We start from the raw sequence: 18655 nt of genomic DNA on the forward strand, positions 1-18655 counted from the left end.
TGCCCTGTGGTGCGGTCATTCCTGGGCCGAGGCTTCCTCGATTGCCGCTTCGGCCAGCAGCCATTCCTCCTCGGCCGCAGCTTCTTCGCGGCCGATCGCGGCGAGGCGGGTGTTGATGGCGGTGACATCCTCCGCGCTGCCGGCGGCATAGAGGGCCGGGTCGGCCAGTCGGCTTTCCAGTCGGGTGCGTTCCGCCGTCAGCTTGCCGATGCGGGCTTCGGCGTCGCGGGCCTTCTTGCGCAGGGGGGCCACGGCCTTGCGGGCTTCGGCGCGGTCGCGCCGGTCCTCGCGCCTGGGAGCTGCTGCGGGTGTTGCCGGGCGGCTGGCGGCGCGGGCGCGCTCGGACAGCCAGACGCGATATTCGGCCATGTCGCCATCGAAGGGGCGCACCGTGCCGTCGCCGACCAGCCACAGCCGGTCGGCGACCAGTTCGACCAGATGCGGGTCGTGACTGATCAGCAGCACCGCGCCTTCGAATTCGGCCAGCGCGCGGATCAGTGCCTCACGCGCGTCGAGGTCCAGATGGTTGGTCGGTTCGTCCAGGATCAGCAGATGCGGGGCGTCGCGGGTGGCCAGCGCCAGCAGCAGGCGTGCTTTCTCGCCGCCCGAGAGGTCGCGCGTGACCGTGTCCGCGCGGTCGGCATCCAGCCCGAAGCGGGCGAGCTGGGCGCGGACCGCTGTGGGAGGCGCCTTGGGCATGGCGCGGGCCATATGGGCGACCGGCGTTTCGTCCGGCACCAGTTCCTCGGCCTGATGCTGGGCGAAATAGCCGACCCGCAGGCGCGGATTATAGTTGGCGGTGCCCGATAGCGGGGCCAGGCGGCCGGCGATCAGCTTGGCGAAGGTCGATTTGCCGTTACCGTTCGCGCCCAGCAGGGCGACCCGGTCTTCCATGTCCAGCCGCAGGGACAGGTTGGAGAGGATCGGCTTGCCGTCATAGCCGACCGACACGCGGTCCAGCGTCAGCATCGGCGGAGGGAGAGGCGTGGGCTCGGGGAAGGCGAAGCGGGTGGGGGTGTCCTCGATCACCGCCTCGATCACCGGCAGTTTTTCCAGCGCCTTGACGCGGGCCTGGGCCTGCCGGGCCTTGGTGGCCTTGGCGCGGAAGCGATCGACGAAGGATTGCATATGCGCGCGCTGGGCGGCGATGCGCTCGGCGGCACGGGCCTGCTGGAGGGCCTGCTCGGTGCGGATGCGGACGAATTCGTCATAGCCGCCGGGGGTCAGCGACAGGCGGCGCTGGTCGAGATGGGCGATGGCGTCCACCGAGCGGTCCAGCAGGCCGCGATCGTGACTGACGATCAATGCGGCGCCGGAGAAACGGGCCAGCCAGCTTTCCAGCCAGATCGTGGCTTCCAGGTCGAGATGGTTGGTCGGTTCGTCGAGCAGCAGCAGGTCCGGGTTGAGGAACAGGGCGGTGGCCAGCGCCACGCGCATCCGCCAGCCGCCCGAGAAATCCGAAACCGGGCGGGCCTGGGCGGCGGCGTCGAAGCCCAGCCCCGAGAGGATGGTGGCGGCGCGGGAGGGGGCGCTGTCGGCGCCGATGGCGCGCAGGCGCTCGTGGATGTCGGCCAGGCGCGCCGGATCGGCCGTGGTTTCGGACTCGGCCAGGAGGGTCGTGCGTTCGATATCGCCGGACAGCACAGTATCCAGCAGGTTGGCGTCGCCCGAGGGAGCCTCCTGCCGGATGCGGGCCATGCGGGCGCGGGAAGACAGGGTGATGGTGCCGCCATCGGGCGCGATGTCGCCGGCGATGGCGGCCAGCAGGGTGGATTTGCCCGCACCGTTGCGCCCGACCAGGCCGATCTTGCGCCCCGGATCGACGCTGAGAGACGCCCCGTCCAGCAGGGTGCGCCCCGCGATGCGGAGGGTCAGGTCGGAGATGACGAGCAGACTCACGGGGGCGGGCTCCGGAAATGTGACGGCGTGCCCGGCTGGTCGGGCAGGATTCGTGACGCTGTACCTACCAGTCCTGCCCAATATGCTCTAGATGGCGCGCGTAAGGGGCGCCGGTCCGGATGGGCAGGAGGTCCCGGTCATGCAACGCGACCATAAAAAAGGAGCCATATCATGGCGACCGAACGTACCCTCTCGATCATCAAGCCGGACGCGACCCGGCGCAACCTGACCGGCAAGATCAATGCCGTGTTCGAAGATGCCGGCCTGCGGATCGTGGCGCAGAAGCGCGTGCAGCTGACCGAAGCGGTCGCCGGCGCGTTCTACGCCGTCCACAAGGAGCGTCCGTTCTACGGCGACCTGGTGTCGTTCATGATCTCCGGCCCGGTCGTGGTGCAGGTTCTGGAAGGCGAGAACGCCGTCCTGAAGCATCGTGACGTCATGGGCGCCACCGACCCGAAGAAGGCCGCCCCCGGCACCGTGCGCGCCGAATTCGCCGAGAGCATCGAAGCGAACTCGGTCCATGGTTCGGACAGCCTGGAGAGTGCGAACAACGAGATCGCGTTCTTCTTCGCGCAGACCGAAATCCTGCCCTGATCGGCATGTGACGGTGCCGGCTGCCCTGCTTCCGGATTTCGGGAGCAGGGGAGGCGGTTCCTGTTCAGGAAAGGCTGGTTTTTTCAGTTGAAGAAACTGGAAAGATGTTTCCTGAATTGTTTGAGTGTTTTGTTCATATTCGTTTGAATATTCTGTATTATTTTGTGATTTTTATTTGGATTTTTTTGTAGGTAGGTTGGCGGATCGTTCGAAGTGTTCAGGATGGACGCTGAGAAGCTGGAATGGAAAGGTCTGTCAGGTTCGGACTTTTGCGATCTTGAATGCCGATTGAACGTCTCGTGCAACTGACCTGATGTTGTATTGACGACGCTTGGTACCGAACCGGCGTTTTTTGTCATGATCTCCGATAGCGAATACCGACCGCCGCGCCGGTTCTGGATCGGCAGGCGTTTGTGGATCAGCGCCGCGTGTGCCGTGCTGCTGTTCACCACCGTGAGCGGACTGATTCTGGCACATGCCTTTTTCCAGACCTTTCTGCGTGCCCGGCACGATGCTGCCGGGGTGGAGAGGTTTCGGCAGGTGCTGGAGACGGCCAATGACATCAGTGCCGAGCGTGCGCCGTCCAATATACTGATGGGTGGGGAGACAGCCTTGTCGCGCAGCCGGTTGCAGGCCGCGCGAGCAAGGACCAATCGGGATCTGGCGCGGGAGGCCGGCATCGTGCCGGCCAAGCTGCTTCAGGAGACGGCAAGGCTGCTGGGTCGGGCACGGGCATTGGTCGATCGGGCCGCCGCGCAGCCGGTGCCCCGGCGTGAGGCGATTCAACAGGCGATCGAGGCACAGTTCGCGGCCTATGATGGCTATCGCGCCGTGATCACGGCGGAAGCCGCATTGCTCATGCGGACCGATTCCGGGTTGGCCGCGCCCGTTCAGTTCGCGCTGATTCTCTGTACCCTGCGCGATGACGGCGGGCGGCTCGGCTCGGTCGTCGTGCCCGCGCTGATTACCCATGAGGCGATCTCGGAGCGCGATATCTCTGCCCGCGACCGGTTGGCGGGCCGCATGGCCATACAATGGGAGTTGCTTGATCTGGGCGCCAATCTGACGGATCGCGGATCTGGCCTTTTTGCCCTGCGGGCCAACGCGGAGGCGGCATTCTTTGGCGACGGACAGCCGTTGGTGGCGCGCGTGATCGAGGAGGGAACGCACGCCGAGCGGTATACGGAGACCATCGAGACGTTGAACGACCGGTATATCCGGACTCTGGCGCCGCTGGAAATCTGGCGGAATAGCTTTCTGGACGGCCTGCTTTCCCATTACCGGCAACGTGAGCGACACGCATTCGAACTGCTTTGGGTTGTGAGCGCCGTGATGCTGGCGGTTATCGGGCTGATTGCCGGCATGGTGCTGCTGGTCCACATGCGTGTGCTGCGTCCCCTGCTGCAAGCCAGCGAAGCCGTTGTGCGGCTGGTGCATGATCGGCCTGTCACCCTGCCGTTCCGCCACCACGGCGGCAGGGAGTTGCAGCCGCTGTTCGAGGCGCTCGGGATTCTGCGCGACAAGTTGCAGGAACGCGCCATACAGACCCGGCACCTGAAGCATCTGGCCGAAACCGACGAACTGACCCAACTGCTCAACCGGCGGGCCCTTGAGATGCTTGCAGAACCGGTGATGGAAGCTGAGACGCCCGAAGAACAGGTCTTTCTCATTCTGTCGGACATCGATCATTTCAAAGCCATCAACGATCGCTACGGCCATGGTGAGGGGGACCGGGTGCTGGTGGCGGTTGCCGGGGCATTGCGTGCGCAGGTTCGACCCGGCGATCTGGTGGCGAGGGTGGGTGGGGAGGAGTTCGCCGTTCTCACGCGGACCCGGCATCTGATGGACGCCTTGTCTCTGGCGCATCGCCTGCATCAGGCGGTCCGGGATCTGGATGTCAGGAATGCCGACGCAGGACGGATTGTCGTTACCGCGAGTTTTGGTGTTGCCGCGGGAAAGGGTCTGACCTGGCGCCAGTTCATGGCGAAGGCGGACGTTGCCCTTTATGCCGCCAAGAGGGCCGGCCGTAATACCGTTCGTGTGGCCGAGGCGGACAGCGCCGGGCCGGAGCATGCCGCCTGACGCGATTTCCGGGCGGCTGATCCGGTGCTGGTCAGACGACCAGCAGCGCGGCGTCGCGATGTCCGGATGATGCCGTTTCCGGCCGCAGGAGGCTGAGAAGGGCGGCTGGATACAGGCGATGTTCCTGAGTCAGCACGCGCGCAGCGAGGGCGTCGGGCGTGTCGCCCGGGTGGACCGGCACCGCCGCCTGGCCCAGGATCGGGCCGTCATCCATCACCTCCGTGACCAGATGGACCGTGCAGCCATGCAGTTTTACGCCGGCTTCCAGCGCGCGCTCATGCGTGTGCAGGCCGGGGAAGGCGGGGAGCAGGCTGGGGTGGATGTTGAGCATCCGTCCGGCCCAGGCTTCGGTCAGGAACGGTGTGAGCAGGCGCATGTAGCCGGCGAGGCACACCAGTTCCACCCCGGCTTCGCGCAGCATGGCGTCTACCGCGCGCTCATGCGCCGCGCGGTCCTTGCCGAAGGGGCGGTGATCGATGGATTCGGCGCGCAGGCCGGCCGCCCGGGCGACATCCAGGCCCGGCGCGTCCGGCCTGTTGCTGAGGACCATGACGATGCGGGCCGGAAAATCCGGTGCGGCGCAGGCGTCGATCAGCGCGCGCATGTTGCTGCCGCGCCCGCTGATCAGGATGGCGATCGGGCAGCGATCGTCCGACGGAAATGCACTCACGGACGGTTAGCCGGTGAAGTCGGGGTGGGTGGTGAAGCGCAGGCCGGCGGGGGTGTCGGGAGTCGAAGCTTCGAGCTTGCCGATTACGACCGGGGATTCGCCCGCCGTGCGCAGGGCGGCCAGAGCGGCGTCGGCGTCGCGGGCGATCAGCACCATGCCGATGCCGCAATTGAATACTTTGAGCATCTCGTCGGCATCGACCTGGCCGGTCTGGGCCAGCCAACGGAAGACCGGGGGGATCTGCCAGGACGCACCGTCGATCGCCGCCGTCAGGCCGGCCGGCAGCACGCGCGGCAGGTTGCCGGGCAGGCCGCCGCCGGTGATGTGCGCGGCGCCTTGGATCAGGCCCTGCCGATGCAGGTCCAGCACCTGCTTCACGTAGAGGCGCGTGGGCGTCATCAGCGCCTCGGCCAGGGTCTGGCCCTCGGCGAAGGGGCAGGGGGCGTTCCACGCCAGGCCGCTGCGGGCGACGATGGCGCGGACCAGCGAAAAGCCGTTGGAATGCACGCCGCTGGCCGAAAGCCCGATCAGTGTGTCGCCGGCGGCGATGGCGTTGGGCAGCAGTGCCGCGCGTTCAGCGGCGCCGACGGAGAAGCCGGCGAGGTCATAATGGCCGGCGGCATACATGCCCGGCATCTCGGCGGTTTCGCCGCCGACCAGCGCGCAGCCCGATTCGGCGCAGCCCTGGGCGATGCCGCGCACCACCTTGGCCGCGTCTTCGACGGCCAGGCGGCCGGTGGCGAAATAATCCAGGAAAAACAGCGGCTCCGCGCCCTGCACCACCAGGTCGTTTACGCACATCGCCACGAGATCAATGCCGACTGTTTCGTGCAGGCCGCTTTCGATGGCAATCATCAGCTTGGTGCCGACGCCGTCGGTGCAGGAAACGAGGACCGGATCGGCGAAGCCGGCTGCCTTGAGGTCGAACAGGGCGCCGAATCCGCCCAGGCCGCCCATGGTGCCGGGGCGGTCCGTTGCCTTTGCCGCCGGCTTGATGGCGTCGACCAGCGCGTCGCCGGCTTCGATGTCCACGCCTGCGTCGCGGTAGGTGGCGCCGGCAGGCGGGGTCGAAGAGGGGGGAGGAGCGGAGGTCATGGGCGGGGCCTTCGTAAACGGCGGGGGTCGAAGAATGGGGCGAGGTAGGGTAAACGCTCTGGGTTCCTTTACGGCAGGCGAAGGCGGCACGCAAAGCAGTGGTTGAACAGGCGGTGCAGAATCCGGGCGAACAGGTGCTGGCGGGCGGCGTGGACCAGCTTGCCTTGCCCTTTGGGCATCGCAGCCGCTTCGCCCGCGCCGATTTCGTCGCCGCGGGGTCGAACAACGCGGCGCGGGCCTGGCTGCTGGGGGTGAATCCGTGGCCCGAGCACAGGCTGGCGCTGTGGGGCGCGGCCGGTGCCGGCAAGACGCACCTGCTGGAGATCTGGGCGCGGGAGCAGGGGGCCGTGCTGCTGCGCGGCCCGGATGTGACGCGCGCGATGCTGGGGGAGCTGCTCGACGGGCCGGCGGAGACCTTTCGGGCCGTGGCGGTGGATGATGCGGACCATGCGGAGGACCAGCAGGCGATCCTGCACCTGCTGAATGCGGCGCGTGAGCAGAGGATTGCGCTGGTGATGGCGGCCCGCCTGCCGCCAGCGCGCTGGCCGGTGGTGTTGCCGGACCTGGCCAGCAGGCTGCGTGCGACGATGGCGATCGAACTGCGTCAGCCCGAGGATGCGCTGCTGCGGATACTTCTGCTGCGCCATCTGGCGGACAGGCAGATCGTGGTCAGCCAGCCGGTGACGGAGTGGCTGCTGCGCCGTCTGCCGCGTACCGCCTCGGCCATTCGCGATGCTGCGATCCGGCTGGACCAGGCCGGGCTGGCGGCGGGGCGGCGTGTGACCCGCGCATTGGCGGTGTCGGCGCTGCATGACCTGCTGGACCATGGCGAGGTGCCGGCCGAGCGGCTGGCGGATCTGCCTGTCCGCTAGGAAAACTTCATACACCACCGCGTTGGCATGACAGGTGGTTCCGCCTAGTTTGACGGATGAAGGCGGATTTGTGGCAGGAGAGTGGATTGACCAGACCGACGGGGAAAACGCCCGCGCGCCGGACATCCGGACGGACAACCGGCAAGCGTGTGGCCGCGCCGGCGACGCGGCGGCGGTTGGCGCCGCCCGTGCAGACACCGCCGCCACCGCCGATCGACCTGCATTCCCCGGCCCGGTTCATCAATCGCGAACTGTCCTGGCTCGATTTCAACCAGCGGGTGGTCGACGAGGCGGATAATCCGCGTAATCCGCTGCTGGAGCGGCTGCGTTTCCTGTCGATCAGCGCGGGAAACCTGGATGAATTCTACTCGGTTCGCGTTGCCGGCCTGGTGGGGCAGGTGCGCGAAGGGCTGCTGAGCATGTCGCCCGACGGGTTGACCCCGGCGCAGCAGCTTGCGGCCGTGCGCACCCGCACCGCGCGGCTGCTGCGCGAGCAGCAGCGGATCTGGAAGGATCTGCGGGGCCTGCTGGCCGACGCCGGAATCGTGGTCTGCGGGCTGGACCACATTACCGAGGCCGACCGCGAATGGCTGGATGGCTGCTTCATGGACCGGGTCTTTCCCGTCCTGACGCCGCTGGCGATCGATCCCGCGCATCCTCTGCCGTTCATTCCGCATATGGGGCTGGCGCTCTCGCTGCGGCTGATGAGCAAGGAGAGCGGGCGCTTCGTCATGAGCGCGATGATTCTGCTGCCGGCCCAGATCGACCGCTTCATCCGCCTGCCGGCCAGCCTGTCGCCGCCCGGCGTGGCCCGGTTCATCATGCTGGAAAACATGATCGCGCTATGCATCGACCGGCTGTTCCCCGGCATGGTGGCGGGCGACTGGGGCGTGCTGCGGGTGATCCGCGATACCGACGTGGAATTCGAGGACGAGGCCGAGGATCTGGTCCGTTCCTATGAAACCGCGCTGAAACGCCGGCGCCGGGGCGTGGTGATCCATCTGGACATCGATTCCCGCATGCCGCCCGATCTGGGGCAGGCGGTGGCCACCGACCTGAACGTGCCGTCCGATGAGATCGAGATCCAGCCGGGGCTGATCGGGGTGGTGGACCTGAAACAGCTGATCGTGGACGATCGGCCCGAACTGCTGTTTCCGCCCTATACGCCGCGCTTTCCCGAGCGGGTGATCGATTTCGGGGGGGACTGTTTCGCCGCTATCCGCGCGAAGGACATGATCGTCCATCATCCGTTCGAGAGTTTCGACGTGGTGGTGCAGTTCCTGCGGCAGGCGGCCCAGGACCCGGCGGTGGTGGCGATCAAGCAGACGCTGTATCGGACCTCGCGCGACAGCCCGATCGTCAAGGCGTTGATCGAGGCGGCCGAGGCCGGGAAATCGGTCACCGCGATGGTGGAACTGCGCGCCCGTTTCGACGAGGAAGCCAATATTCGCCTTGCCCGCGCGCTGGAGGCGGCCGGGGCGCAGGTGGTGTTCGGCTTTGCGGACCTGAAGACCCATGCCAAGCTCAGCCTGGTCGTGCGGCGCGAGGGCGGGACGCTGCGGTCCTATGCCCATTTCGGTACCGGGAATTATCATCCGATCACGGCGCGGATTTATACCGACCTTTCGTTCTTTACCTGTGACCCAGAACTGGCGCGGGATTCGGCGCGGCTGTTCAACTACATGACCGGCTATGCCATGCCGGCGCGGATGGAGGCCATCGCCTTCTCGCCGGTGACGATCCGCCGCACGCTGGAAGAGCTGATCCAGGCCGAGATCGAGCATGTGCGGGCCGGACGGCCGGGGCAGATCTGGCTGAAGATGAATTCGCTGGTCGATCCGGACCTGATCGACCGCCTGTATCGTGCCTCCTGCGCCGGGGTGCGGATCATGGCCGTGGTGCGCGGCATCTGCTGCCTGCGGCCGGGGGTGGCGGGACTTTCGGAGAATATCCGCGTCAAGTCGATCGTGGGGCGCTTTTTGGAACATTCCCGGATCTTCGCCTTCGGCGACGGGCATCGGCTGCCGTCGCGTTCTGCGAAAGTCTATATTTCCTCCGCCGACTGGATGGTGCGGAACATGGACTGGCGGGTGGAAAGCATGGTACCGATGCGCGACCCCACGGTGCATGCACAGGTCCTGGACCAGATCATGGTCACGGACCTGAAAGACAATCTGCAATCCTGGGTGTTGCAGCAGAACGGCGTGTGGCGGCGGCTCGAACCCGGTGCCCGGCCGTTTTCGGCCCATGATTATTTCATGACCAATCCTTCGCTGTCCGGGCGGGGGACTGCCGCGCAGGACAGTGCCGTCCGGGTCAGCACGCCGTTGCCGCGGCATCAGGACCGGATACTCGATGATTGAGGGTTTCAGTGAAGGTTTCAGCATGACGCAGTTTCCGTCGGTCGTCGTTTGCATGTGCCGGGCCCGATGATCCGGGTTCCGCATCGCCGTTCGGCTGTTGTCGATCTGGGCTCGAACTCCGTCCGGCTGGTCGTCTTTGACGGCATTTCGCGGAATCCGATTCCCATCTTCAACGAAAAGGCGGTGCTGCGTCTGGGACGGGGGCTGAACGCTACCGGGCGGCTGAACGAGGAGGGCGTGGGCCTGGCGATGCAGGTCATGGACCGTTTCCATGCCATCGCGCGGGGCATGGATGCCGACCCGTTCGAGATCCTGGCCACCGCCGCCGTGCGCGATGCGACCAATGGCCCGGAATTCGTCGATGCTCTGCGCACGCGGATGCCCGGCGTGCCGATTCGTGTCCTTTCCGGTGAAGAGGAGGCCGATTACTCGGCGACCGGCGTGCTGTGTGGCCTGCCCGAGGCCGATGGGCTGGTGGCCGATATCGGTGGCGGGTCGCTGGAGTTGATCCGCCTTTCCGCCGGGCGGAAGCTGGATGCCTGCACCCTGCGTCTGGGGGTGATCCGGCTGAATGACCGTGCCGAGGGTGATTTGCAGAAGGCGCGGAATATTGCCGATGCCGACATCGCGCAGGTCGGCTGGCTGGACGATGTGGTGGGGCGGCCGCTCTACCTGGTGGGAGGCGCCTTCCGCGCGCTGGCGCGGTTGCAGATCGCCCGGACCAATTATCCGCTGAACATCGTGCATCTCTTCACCCTGTCGGGCGACGGGGCGCGGGACATGACCGAGTGGGTCATCAACACGCCGCGACGTGCGCTGGAACGGGTGCCCGGCGCGCCGCGCAAGCGGCTGGAGGATGTGCCCTTCGCCGCTATCGTGCTGCGCCGCCTGCTGCGTCGGTTGCAGCCATCCAGCGTGGTTTTCTGCGTCGATGGCCTGCGCGAGGGGTGGTACATGCGCCGGGTCGCGGCTTCGGTCGCGGCGCTGGACCCGCAGGAGGCCGTGGCACGGGAGATGTGCCGTCGGCTGGGGCGCAGCGAGACCCTGCCGGACCAGTTGATGAACTGGACGGCTCCGCTCTTTCCCGATGAGAGCACGCCGCAGCGCCGGCTGCGCCGGGCGGCGTGTCTGCTGTCGGATATCGGGTCGTACGACCATCCTGAATACCGGGCCGAGCAGACCTATCTGCGGGTGCTGCGGATGCAGGGCGTCGGGTTCGATCATCAGGCCCGCGCCTTCGTCGCCCTGACGCTGGCGGTGCGCTACGAGGCCGAGCTGGGCCATGATTTTCTGCAACCGTCGCGCCTGCTGCTGACGGCCGAGGATTTCCAGCGGGCGCTCGTGCTGGGGCTGGTGCTGCGGCTGGCCTACACGGTGTGCGGCGGGACCGAGGAACTGCTCGACGGGACGTGGATCAAGCTCTCGGCCGGGGAAGTAACGCTGCATCTGGCACGCGGGCGCGGCGTGGTGCGCGGGGAAAGCGTGCGGCGCCGACTGGACCGGCTGGCCGAAGCATTCGCGCTGCCCGCGCGGATCGAGGAGGCCGGCACGGCATGAGGCCTCGGGTACTGGGGTGGTGTCTTCCCGCACTTATGGCGGCGGGGGTGTTGCTGGCGACCGCGCGGGCCAATGGTCCGCCCAAACCGGACCATGATCCGGATGTGTTGTGGAAGATCGTGCATGGGCGGTGCATGCCCAACGAACTGGGCGAGAATACCCCCGCGCCGTGTGCCGCCGTCGATCCCGCCCATGGCTATGCGGTCTTGAAGGACCGTGATGGCGTTGCGCAGTATCTGCTGATTCCGACCGACCGGGTTACCGGGATGGAAGATCCTGCAATCCTGAGCCCGAACGCGCCGGATTATTTCGGTGCGGCGTGGCATCAGGTCGATCGCGTGCTGGCGGGGCTGGGCCATACCATGCCGCGCGAGACGGTGGCGCTCGCGATCAATTCGCAACATGGTCGTTCGCAGAACCAGTTGCATATCCACGTCGATTGTCTGGCGCCTGAAATCCGCGTGGCGCTGCATTGGGCACGGCCGCAGATCGGCGCCGGCTGGACGCCGCTGACCCTGGCGGGGCATCGCTACCGCGCCACGCGGATCGACGGGCAGGAACTGGATGGCGCCTATCCGTTCCGGCGGCTGGCGGCCTCGCTGGCCGATCCGGCGCGGGAGATGGGCGGGCATACGCTGGTGGTGGTGGGCACGGTGTGGCCCGGAGGGCGGCCCGGCTTTATCCTGCTGGACGATATGGTCAAGCCGGTGTCGGGAGACCGCGCGTCGGGCGAGGAATTGCAGGACCATGCCTGCAAGATCGCGCATTTCGAGCCTGGGCGCGTGCTCCAGACTTCAGCCTATCCGCAGTGAGGGTCGTTCGGCCTGTCAAGCGGGATCAGGCGCCCGATGGTGATACGCTCTCGTTCACCCGCTCGGGCAACTGGCGCGGGGAGAGTGCCAGATAGATCCCGGCGCCGGTCGCGACGCCGACGAACCATGAGAGGGCGCTGATCCCGGACAGGGCCGGCAGGAACTGGCCGGCGGAGGCCAGCACGCCGCCGGCCGCGAAGGCCACAAGCGCGGGGGGATTCCAGCCGCCGCGTCCATCATAATGGTCACCCCGGCGATAGAGGGCCGGTATGTCCAGCATCTGGCGCCGCACCAGATAGAAATCGGCCAGCATGATCCCGGTGACCGGACCAAGCAGGCCGCCGACCACGTTCAGCACCTGATAGATGCTCGCCGCGTCGTCGAACCACATCCAGGGTACGAAGAAGACGCCCAGCACCAGCACCAGGGAGGATGCACGGTCGAAATTCAGCCGGCGTGGCATCAGGTTCATCAGGTCGTAGGCGGCGGGCATGATGTTGGCCACGACATTGACCGACAGGGTGGCCAGCACCAGCGTGGCCCCGCCCAGCACCGTGATCACGGGGTGATTCAGCGTCAGCAGCAATTCGACCGGGTTCCAGATCGGCCGGCCGAACAGGATCATGGTGGCTGACGTGGTGATGATCCCCATCGGGGTGAAGACCAGGGCCGTGACGGGCAGGCCGATCGCCTGGCCGATCACCTGGTCGCGCTCGGACCGCACGAAGCGCGAGAGGTCGGGAATGTTGACGGCGAAGGTTGCCCAGATGCCGATCATGCCGGTGACGCCCAGCGCGAAGGCGGACCAGAATGCGCCGCCATGCAGACGCGACGGCTGCGCGAACAGCGGGCCTGGCCCGTGGCCGACCCTGAGCGCCCAGATGGTGGCCAGTAGACCGATGGCAATGACCAGCGGGCCGGCGACCAGTTCGAAATTGCGGATGCGATGCACGCCGTGACCGGCGATCCAGGCATGCAGGGCCCAGATCAGCGCCATGGCCAGCCACATATGCGCCCGCATGCCGAGGAACGATATGTCGAGCGAGCCCCAGCCGCTGATCAGGGTCGAGAGGATGGCATCGACGGCCTGGGTGGCGGCATAGGATTGCACCGAGAACCAGAAGATGGCGCAGAAACCGCGCAGCAGGACCGGAACCTGCGCGCCCGACGGGCCGAAGGCGGAGCGGATCAGCACGCAGAACGGAATGCCGTAGCGCGTGCCCGCGCGGGCGTTGAACCACATGGCCAGGAACAGGACGATATAGGCGACTGCGACAACTTCGAGGCATTCCCACGCCGAGAAGCCCAGGGCCATCAGCCCCGCGGCTGCCTCGTAGACCACGATATTATGGACCATGCCCATCCAGACCGTGGCCATGTTCAGCCACGTCCAGTCCCGCCGCGCGGGTGGGACCGGTGCAAGGTCGGCATTATACAGGCCCGGATCGTATCCGGCGGGCGTGGTGTCCGCCATGCGTGTCCCGTCTCCTACTCGACTGTGCGGAGGATGTCGGCCAGCGTGCCGAACAGTTGGTCGATCTCGGATTTCTGGATGATCAGTGGGGGCGAGACGGCGATGACGTCGCCGGTGTAGCGGACCAGCACGCCCTTGTGGAACGCGCGGTCGAAGATCTCGTACGCCCGTGCGCCCGGCGCGCCGGGGCGGGGGGTGAGTTCGATACCCGCGACCAGGCCGACATTGCGGATGTCGATAACGTGGGGCAGACCGCGCAGGGCGTGGGCCGCTTCCTCGAAATAAGGGGCGATGTCGCCCGCGCGTTCGAACAGGTTTTCCTCGGCGTAGGTGTCGAGGGTCGCGAGCGAGGCTGCGCAGGCGACCGGATGGCCGGAATAGGTGTAGCCGTGCGGCAGTTCGATCCCGGTTTCGGGGCCGTTCATGAAGGCTTCGTACACGTGGTCGCGCGCGATCGCGGCGCCCATCGGGATGGTGCCGTTGGTGACGCCCTTCGCGCAGGTGAGGATATCGGGCAGCACGTCGAATTTTTCGGACGCGAAGGGCGTGCCGCCCATGCGGCCGAAACCGGTGATGACCTCATCGAAGATCAGCAGGATGCCGTATTTGTCGCAGATCTCGCGCAGGCGTTTCAGGTAGCCGACGGGGGGCGGCAGCACGCCGGTCGACCCCGCCATGGGTTCCACCATGACGGCGGCGATGGTCGACGGGTCGTGCAGGGCGACGATGCGTTCCAGATTGTCGGCCAGTTCCGCGCCGTAGGCTGGGAGGCCCTTGGTGAAGGCGTTGCGTTCCAGGTCCAGCGTGTGCGGCAGGTGATCGACGCCGGTCAGCAGTGCGCCGTACAGCTTGCGATTGCCGGAGATGCCGCCGACGGAAATGCCGCCGAAGCCCACGCCGTGATAGCCGCGCTCGCGCCCGATCAGGCGGGTGCGGGCGCCGTCGCCGCGCACGCGGTGATAGGCGATGGCGATCTTCAGCGCGGTATCGGCGGCTTCGGACCCGGAATTGCAGAAGAAGACGTGATTCAGGTCGCCCGGTGCCAGGGCGGCGATCCGGTCGGCCGCCTGGAAGGCCAGTGGATGGCCCATCTGGAAGGTTGGCGCGAAATCCAGCGTTGCGATGGTCTTCTGGACGGCTTCGGTGATGCGGGGGCGGTTATGGCCCGCATTCACGCACCACAGGCCGGCGCATCCGTCGAGCACCTTCCGCCCGTCCTCGGACGTGTAATACATGCCATCGGCCGCAACCAGCATGCGCGGCGTCCGGCGGAATTGCCGGTTGGCCGTGAACGGCATCCAGAACGCATCGTGATTGGTCGGCGGCATCGCGGAGGGCTCCTGAAATCGAACATGCGAGTCCGTCCGGCCGGGAAATAACCGTCACGGCCCCGCAACTATTGCAGAATGGAACACGTGGCGTCACCGGGCTAGATGATTTTTTGCCCGGTGGCCGCTCACTATATGGTCAGGGATTCAGTCTTGCGTCGGCATCCAGCACTGCGCGCAGCAGCACGTTGGCGCCGGCGGCGACATCGCCCGGCTCGGCGCTTTCCGCCTCGTTATGGCTCAGACCGCCCGCGCAGGGGACGAAGATCATGGTCGTGGGGGCGACGCGGGCCATGTAGGCGGCGTCGTGCCCGGCGCCAGAGACAATGTCGCGCGCCGGATAGCCGAAGGATTCGGTGGCCGCGCGCACCGAGGCGATGCAGGTGGGGTCGAAATGCACTGCGGGCGAGTCCCACACCCGCTCCATCGCCAGTGCAATGCCCGCATCGGTGACGATCTGCTCGATCCGCCCACGCAGGTCGGTTTCCATTGCCACGACCACCGCGTCGTTGGGGTGGCGCAGGTCGATGGTGAAGAAGACCTCGCCGGGGACGACGTTGCGGCTGTTGGGTCGGTTTTCCAGCAGTCCGACCGTGCCGACCGCATCCGGCCCATGCGCCAGAGCGACCGCACTGACGGCCTCGATGATCCGTGCTGCCGCCAGCAGGGCGTCGGCGCGCATGGGCATGGGAGTGGTGCCGGCGTGCGAATCGCGCCCGGTCAGCGTGACTTCGTACCAGCGCATACCCTGCACGCCGGTGACGACGCCGATGGTTTTCTCCTCGGCTTCCAGGATCGGGCCCTGCTCGATATGCAGTTCGAAATAGGCAGCGACCGGGTGCTGACCGCAGGGTGGCTCGCCGCGATAGCCGATCGCTGCGAGCGCGTCGCCGAAGCGGATGCCGTCGCGGTCGGTCTTGTCCAGGGCTTCCTGCTCGGTGAAGACGCCGGCGAAGACGCCGGATGAGAGCATCGCGGGGGCGAAGCGCGAGCCTTCCTCGTTCGTCCAGTTGATCAGTTCGATCGGGTGGCGGGTCTCGTGCCCCGAGGCGTGCAGGGCGCGCAGCACGGCCAGACCGCCTAGCACGCCCACGATACCGTCGAACTTGCCGCCGGTCGGCTGGGTGTCGAGATGACTGCCCATCGTGATCGGCGGCAGGCCGGCGTCGCGGCCGGGACGGCGGGCGAACTGGTTGCCCATCGAATCGTGGGTGACGGTGCAGCCCAGGGACGTGCAGGCGGCGGTAAACCAGGCGCGCACCTGGCGGTCTTCTTCCGTCAGGGTCAGGCGCCGGACGCCGCCCTTGGGGGTGCCGCCGATCTGCGCGGTTTCCAGAATGTCGGCCCACAGCGCCGTGCCGTCCACCGTGATGTTTCCGCCGGCCTGAAGGACACCCGAACTGCTCATGTCTGCTCTCCTGCCATGCGATCCGCGCCGCGTTGCCGGCGGGGCTGGCCTGGCCCACGCTGGCCGGTGCGATACCGTGAATGAGGGTGTGGGAAGATATGGATAGTCAAAACATGATGTCAGCGTAGGACGGATATCAGATCATTTCTATCCCGTTTAGAATCAGCGTGATGATCGTGTTGGCGGCGTCGTCGTAATCCTGTTCGGCGAGAACGGGCTTGCGCAGCACCGTGCAGACCTGGGCGCTCATGTCGGCATAGGTCTGGGTCATTGCCCAGATGCAGAACAGGAAATGCGCGCCGTTTATGGGTCGCATCTGCCCGGTTCGCTGCCAGATGCTGAAGACGTCCTCCAGCGTCTGGGCGTATTCGCGCAGCGAGGTATTGAAATAATTCTGGATGTTCGGCGCGCCCTGGAGAACCTCATGCGCGAAGATGCGCGAGGCGTCGGGCCGGTCGCGCGAGAAGGCGATTTTCGAGCGGATATAGCCCTCCAGCGCCGCGCGGGGTGTTGCGTCGGCGTGGATCCAGACGGTTGCGTCGCCCAGCCAGTTGTCCAGGATATTTTCCAGCACCGCGCGATACAGGTCCTCCTTGGTGCCGAAATAATAATGGATGTTGGCCTTGGGCAGGCCTGCTGCGGCGGCGATGCCGGCCATGCTTGCCCCCTTGTAACCGTCGCGGCCGAATTCCCGTTCGGCGGCCCGCAGGATCTGCCCGGTGCTGGCACGACGGGGCGCCCCGACCGGCCGGTCCTGGGTGGGGGCGAGGGTCAGGGACGGGGCGAGGGGGCTGGGGCGGGACATGGCACAAGATTTTAGGCTTTGCGCGCGCCGCGCAAGCAGGAAAACGTTACCTTGATTGTTACAAGATTGCACCATTCCCGATCCGGTCCCCGGATGGCATGCTCTCGGGGTGCGATAGCGTTGGGAGGAAAGGCAGCAATGCTTCTGGTGCAGGGCGGAACGGTGGTGACTGCCGAGGACACGCGGCGGGCCGATGTGCTGTGTGACGATTCGGGGCGGATTGCTGCCGTGGGGCCGGCGCTGGAGGTGCCGACGGGCTGCATGGTCGTGGATGCGGGCGGGTTGCTGGTGATGCCCGGCGGCATCGACCCGCATACGCATATGGAAATGCCTTTCATGGGCTCGGTGGCCAGCGACGATTTCCAGACCGGGACCGAGGCCGGGGTGGCGGGCGGGACGACCACCATCATTGATTTCGTCATTCCCGAACGTGGCGGCTCGCTGTTGGGGGCTTGGAAGGACTGGCGGGCCAAGGCGGAAAAGGCGGTGGCCGATTATTCGTTCCACGTCGCCGTGACCCATTGGGATGAGCAGGTCCATGCCGACATGGGCACGCTGGCGCGGGAATGCGGCGTTAATTCCTTCAAGCATTTCATGGCCTACAAGGGCGCCCTGATGGTCGATGACGGCGTGCTGCTGCGTTCGATCGGCCGGGCGCTGGAACTGGGCGCCCTGTGCAATGTGCATGCCGAGAATGGTGATGCCGTGGCCTTTCTTCAGCAGGACCTGCTACGGCGCGGGCTGACCGGCCCGTCCGCGCATCCGCTTTCGCGGCCGCCCACAGTCGAGGGCGAGGCGGCGCAGCGGGTGATCGCCATTGCCGGGCTGCTGGGGGCGCCGGTTTATATCGTCCATGTCTCGACCGAGGAGGCGACGGCCGCCATCGCCGCCGCGCGGGCGCGGGGGCAGCGCGTGTATGGCGAGGTGCTGGCCCAGCACCTGGTGATCGACGACAGTGTTTATGCCGATCCGGACTGGCTGGGGGCGGCGCGGCATGTCATGAGCCCGCCTTTTCGGCCGAAGCACCACCAGAAGGCGCTGTGGGCGGGCCTGGCCTCGGGCCAGTTGCAGACGACGGCGACCGATCATTGCTGTTTCTGCGCAGGGCAGAAGGAGCAGGGACGCGACGATTTCACGAAGATCCCCAACGGCACGCCGGGAATCGAGGATCGGATGAGCGTGCTGTGGCACCATGGCGTGCGGACCGGGCGCCTGACGCCGCAGGAATTCGTGGCCGTGACCTCGGCCAATACGGCGAAGATCTTCAACATCCATCCGCGCAAGGGCGCGATCGTGCCGGGGGCCGATGCCGACCTGGTGCTGTGGGATGGCGAGGCCAGTCGTACCGTCTCGGCCGCCACTCATCACCAGAACGTGGATTATAACCTCTACGAGGGCATGAGCCTGACCGGGCTGGCGCGGCATACGATCAGTGCCGGGCGCGTAGTGTGGTCGGACGGCGATCTGCGCGCTGTGCGGGGGGCTGGACGGTATGTGGAGCGGCCGTGCTTCGGACCCGAGATGGCCGCCCAGATCCGGCGCAACGAGACGGTGGGCACCGGGGTGGTGAACGGGCTTGCGTCGTGATGCGCGACCGTTTCTTTCACCGGCTGTAGGTCATAGACTGGTCGGGACCGGATGGCCTCGGGGGAGGTGATCCGGACCCGCGTTCCGGTTGTCTGTCCTGCGGGGGGTG

The 18655-nt window shown here is 66.6% G+C and carries 14 protein-coding genes; 7 read left to right on the top strand and 7 right to left on the bottom strand.

Going from position 1 to position 18655, the window contains the following annotated elements; genetic code table 11:
• Positions 1-15: 15 nt before the first annotated feature.
• The gene (locus tag C7453_RS07020; RefSeq protein WP_114726835.1) at positions 16-1899 is read right to left on the bottom strand and encodes an ABC-F family ATP-binding cassette domain-containing protein; all 1884 of its coding nucleotides are present in this window, start codon (positions 1897-1899) and stop codon (positions 16-18) included.
• Between the two features lie 171 nt (positions 1900-2070).
• Here C7453_RS07020 and ndk point away from each other — a divergent pair, with 171 nt between their 5' ends.
• Positions 2071-2493 (top strand): nucleoside-diphosphate kinase, encoded by a 423-nt coding sequence (gene ndk, locus C7453_RS07025; RefSeq protein ID WP_114726836.1) that lies wholly within the window; start codon positions 2071-2073, stop codon positions 2491-2493.
• Positions 2494-2850: 357 nt separating this feature from the next.
• Positions 2851-4575, top strand: a complete 1725-nt coding sequence (locus C7453_RS07030; protein WP_220791189.1) for a GGDEF domain-containing protein — start codon at positions 2851-2853, stop codon at positions 4573-4575.
• A gap of 31 nt (positions 4576-4606) precedes the next feature.
• On the opposite strand, the gene purN is transcribed toward C7453_RS07030, so the two are convergent.
• Both purN and purM read right to left on the bottom strand, forming a co-directional pair.
• Positions 4607-5245 (bottom strand): phosphoribosylglycinamide formyltransferase, encoded by a 639-nt coding sequence (purN, locus tag C7453_RS07035; RefSeq protein WP_255318172.1) that lies wholly within the window; start codon positions 5243-5245, stop codon positions 4607-4609.
• 6 nt (positions 5246-5251) lie between these two features.
• Positions 5252-6340, bottom strand: coding sequence for a phosphoribosylformylglycinamidine cyclo-ligase (gene purM, locus C7453_RS07040; RefSeq protein WP_114726837.1), 1089 nt, complete (start codon positions 6338-6340; stop codon positions 5252-5254).
• A gap of 98 nt (positions 6341-6438) precedes the next feature.
• Between purM and C7453_RS07045 the strand changes: the two genes are divergently transcribed.
• From C7453_RS07045 to C7453_RS07060, 4 genes are all read left to right on the top strand, one after another.
• Positions 6439-7212, top strand: coding sequence for a DnaA/Hda family protein (locus C7453_RS07045; RefSeq protein ID WP_114726838.1), 774 nt, complete (start codon positions 6439-6441; stop codon positions 7210-7212).
• A gap of 86 nt (positions 7213-7298) precedes the next feature.
• Complete coding sequence (locus C7453_RS07050) at positions 7299-9575, top strand: RNA degradosome polyphosphate kinase (protein ID WP_114727056.1); 2277 nt, start codon at positions 7299-7301, stop codon at positions 9573-9575.
• Positions 9576-9641: 66 nt separating this feature from the next.
• Positions 9642-11132, top strand: coding sequence for a Ppx/GppA family phosphatase (locus C7453_RS07055; RefSeq protein ID WP_114727057.1), 1491 nt, complete (start codon positions 9642-9644; stop codon positions 11130-11132).
• The gene (locus C7453_RS07060; protein ID WP_114726839.1) at positions 11129-11944 is read left to right on the top strand and encodes a CDP-diacylglycerol diphosphatase; all 816 of its coding nucleotides are present in this window, start codon (positions 11129-11131) and stop codon (positions 11942-11944) included. Before C7453_RS07055 ends, C7453_RS07060 begins: the two co-directional genes overlap by 4 nt.
• A gap of 25 nt (positions 11945-11969) precedes the next feature.
• Here the strand turns inward: C7453_RS07060 and C7453_RS07065 are convergent, their stop codons facing one another.
• From C7453_RS07065 to C7453_RS07080, 4 genes are all read right to left on the bottom strand, one after another.
• Positions 11970-13418, bottom strand: coding sequence for an NCS1 family nucleobase:cation symporter-1 (locus C7453_RS07065; RefSeq protein ID WP_114726840.1), 1449 nt, complete (start codon positions 13416-13418; stop codon positions 11970-11972).
• Positions 13419-13432: 14 nt separating this feature from the next.
• Positions 13433-14746 carry an aspartate aminotransferase family protein gene (locus tag C7453_RS07070; RefSeq protein ID WP_114726841.1) on the bottom strand — a complete coding sequence of 438 codons (1314 nt, stop codon included), beginning with the start codon at positions 14744-14746 and terminating at the stop codon, positions 13433-13435.
• Between the two features lie 139 nt (positions 14747-14885).
• Positions 14886-16154 (bottom strand): M20 family metallo-hydrolase, encoded by a 1269-nt coding sequence (locus C7453_RS07075; protein ID WP_114726842.1) that lies wholly within the window; start codon positions 16152-16154, stop codon positions 14886-14888.
• A 136-nt stretch (positions 16155-16290) separates the two neighbouring features.
• On the bottom strand, positions 16291-16959 hold the full coding sequence (locus C7453_RS07080; protein ID WP_114726843.1) for a TetR family transcriptional regulator C-terminal domain-containing protein: 669 nt from the start codon (positions 16957-16959) through the stop codon (positions 16291-16293).
• Between the two features lie 138 nt (positions 16960-17097).
• Here C7453_RS07080 and hydA point away from each other — a divergent pair, with 138 nt between their 5' ends.
• On the top strand, positions 17098-18546 hold the full coding sequence (hydA, locus tag C7453_RS07085) for a dihydropyrimidinase (protein WP_114726844.1): 1449 nt from the start codon (positions 17098-17100) through the stop codon (positions 18544-18546).
• The last annotated feature ends 109 nt before the right edge of the window (positions 18547-18655 follow it).

This window comes from Gluconacetobacter liquefaciens (assembly GCF_003350405.1).
In the GTDB taxonomy this organism is placed as follows: Bacteria; Pseudomonadota; Alphaproteobacteria; order Acetobacterales; family Acetobacteraceae; genus Gluconacetobacter; species Gluconacetobacter liquefaciens.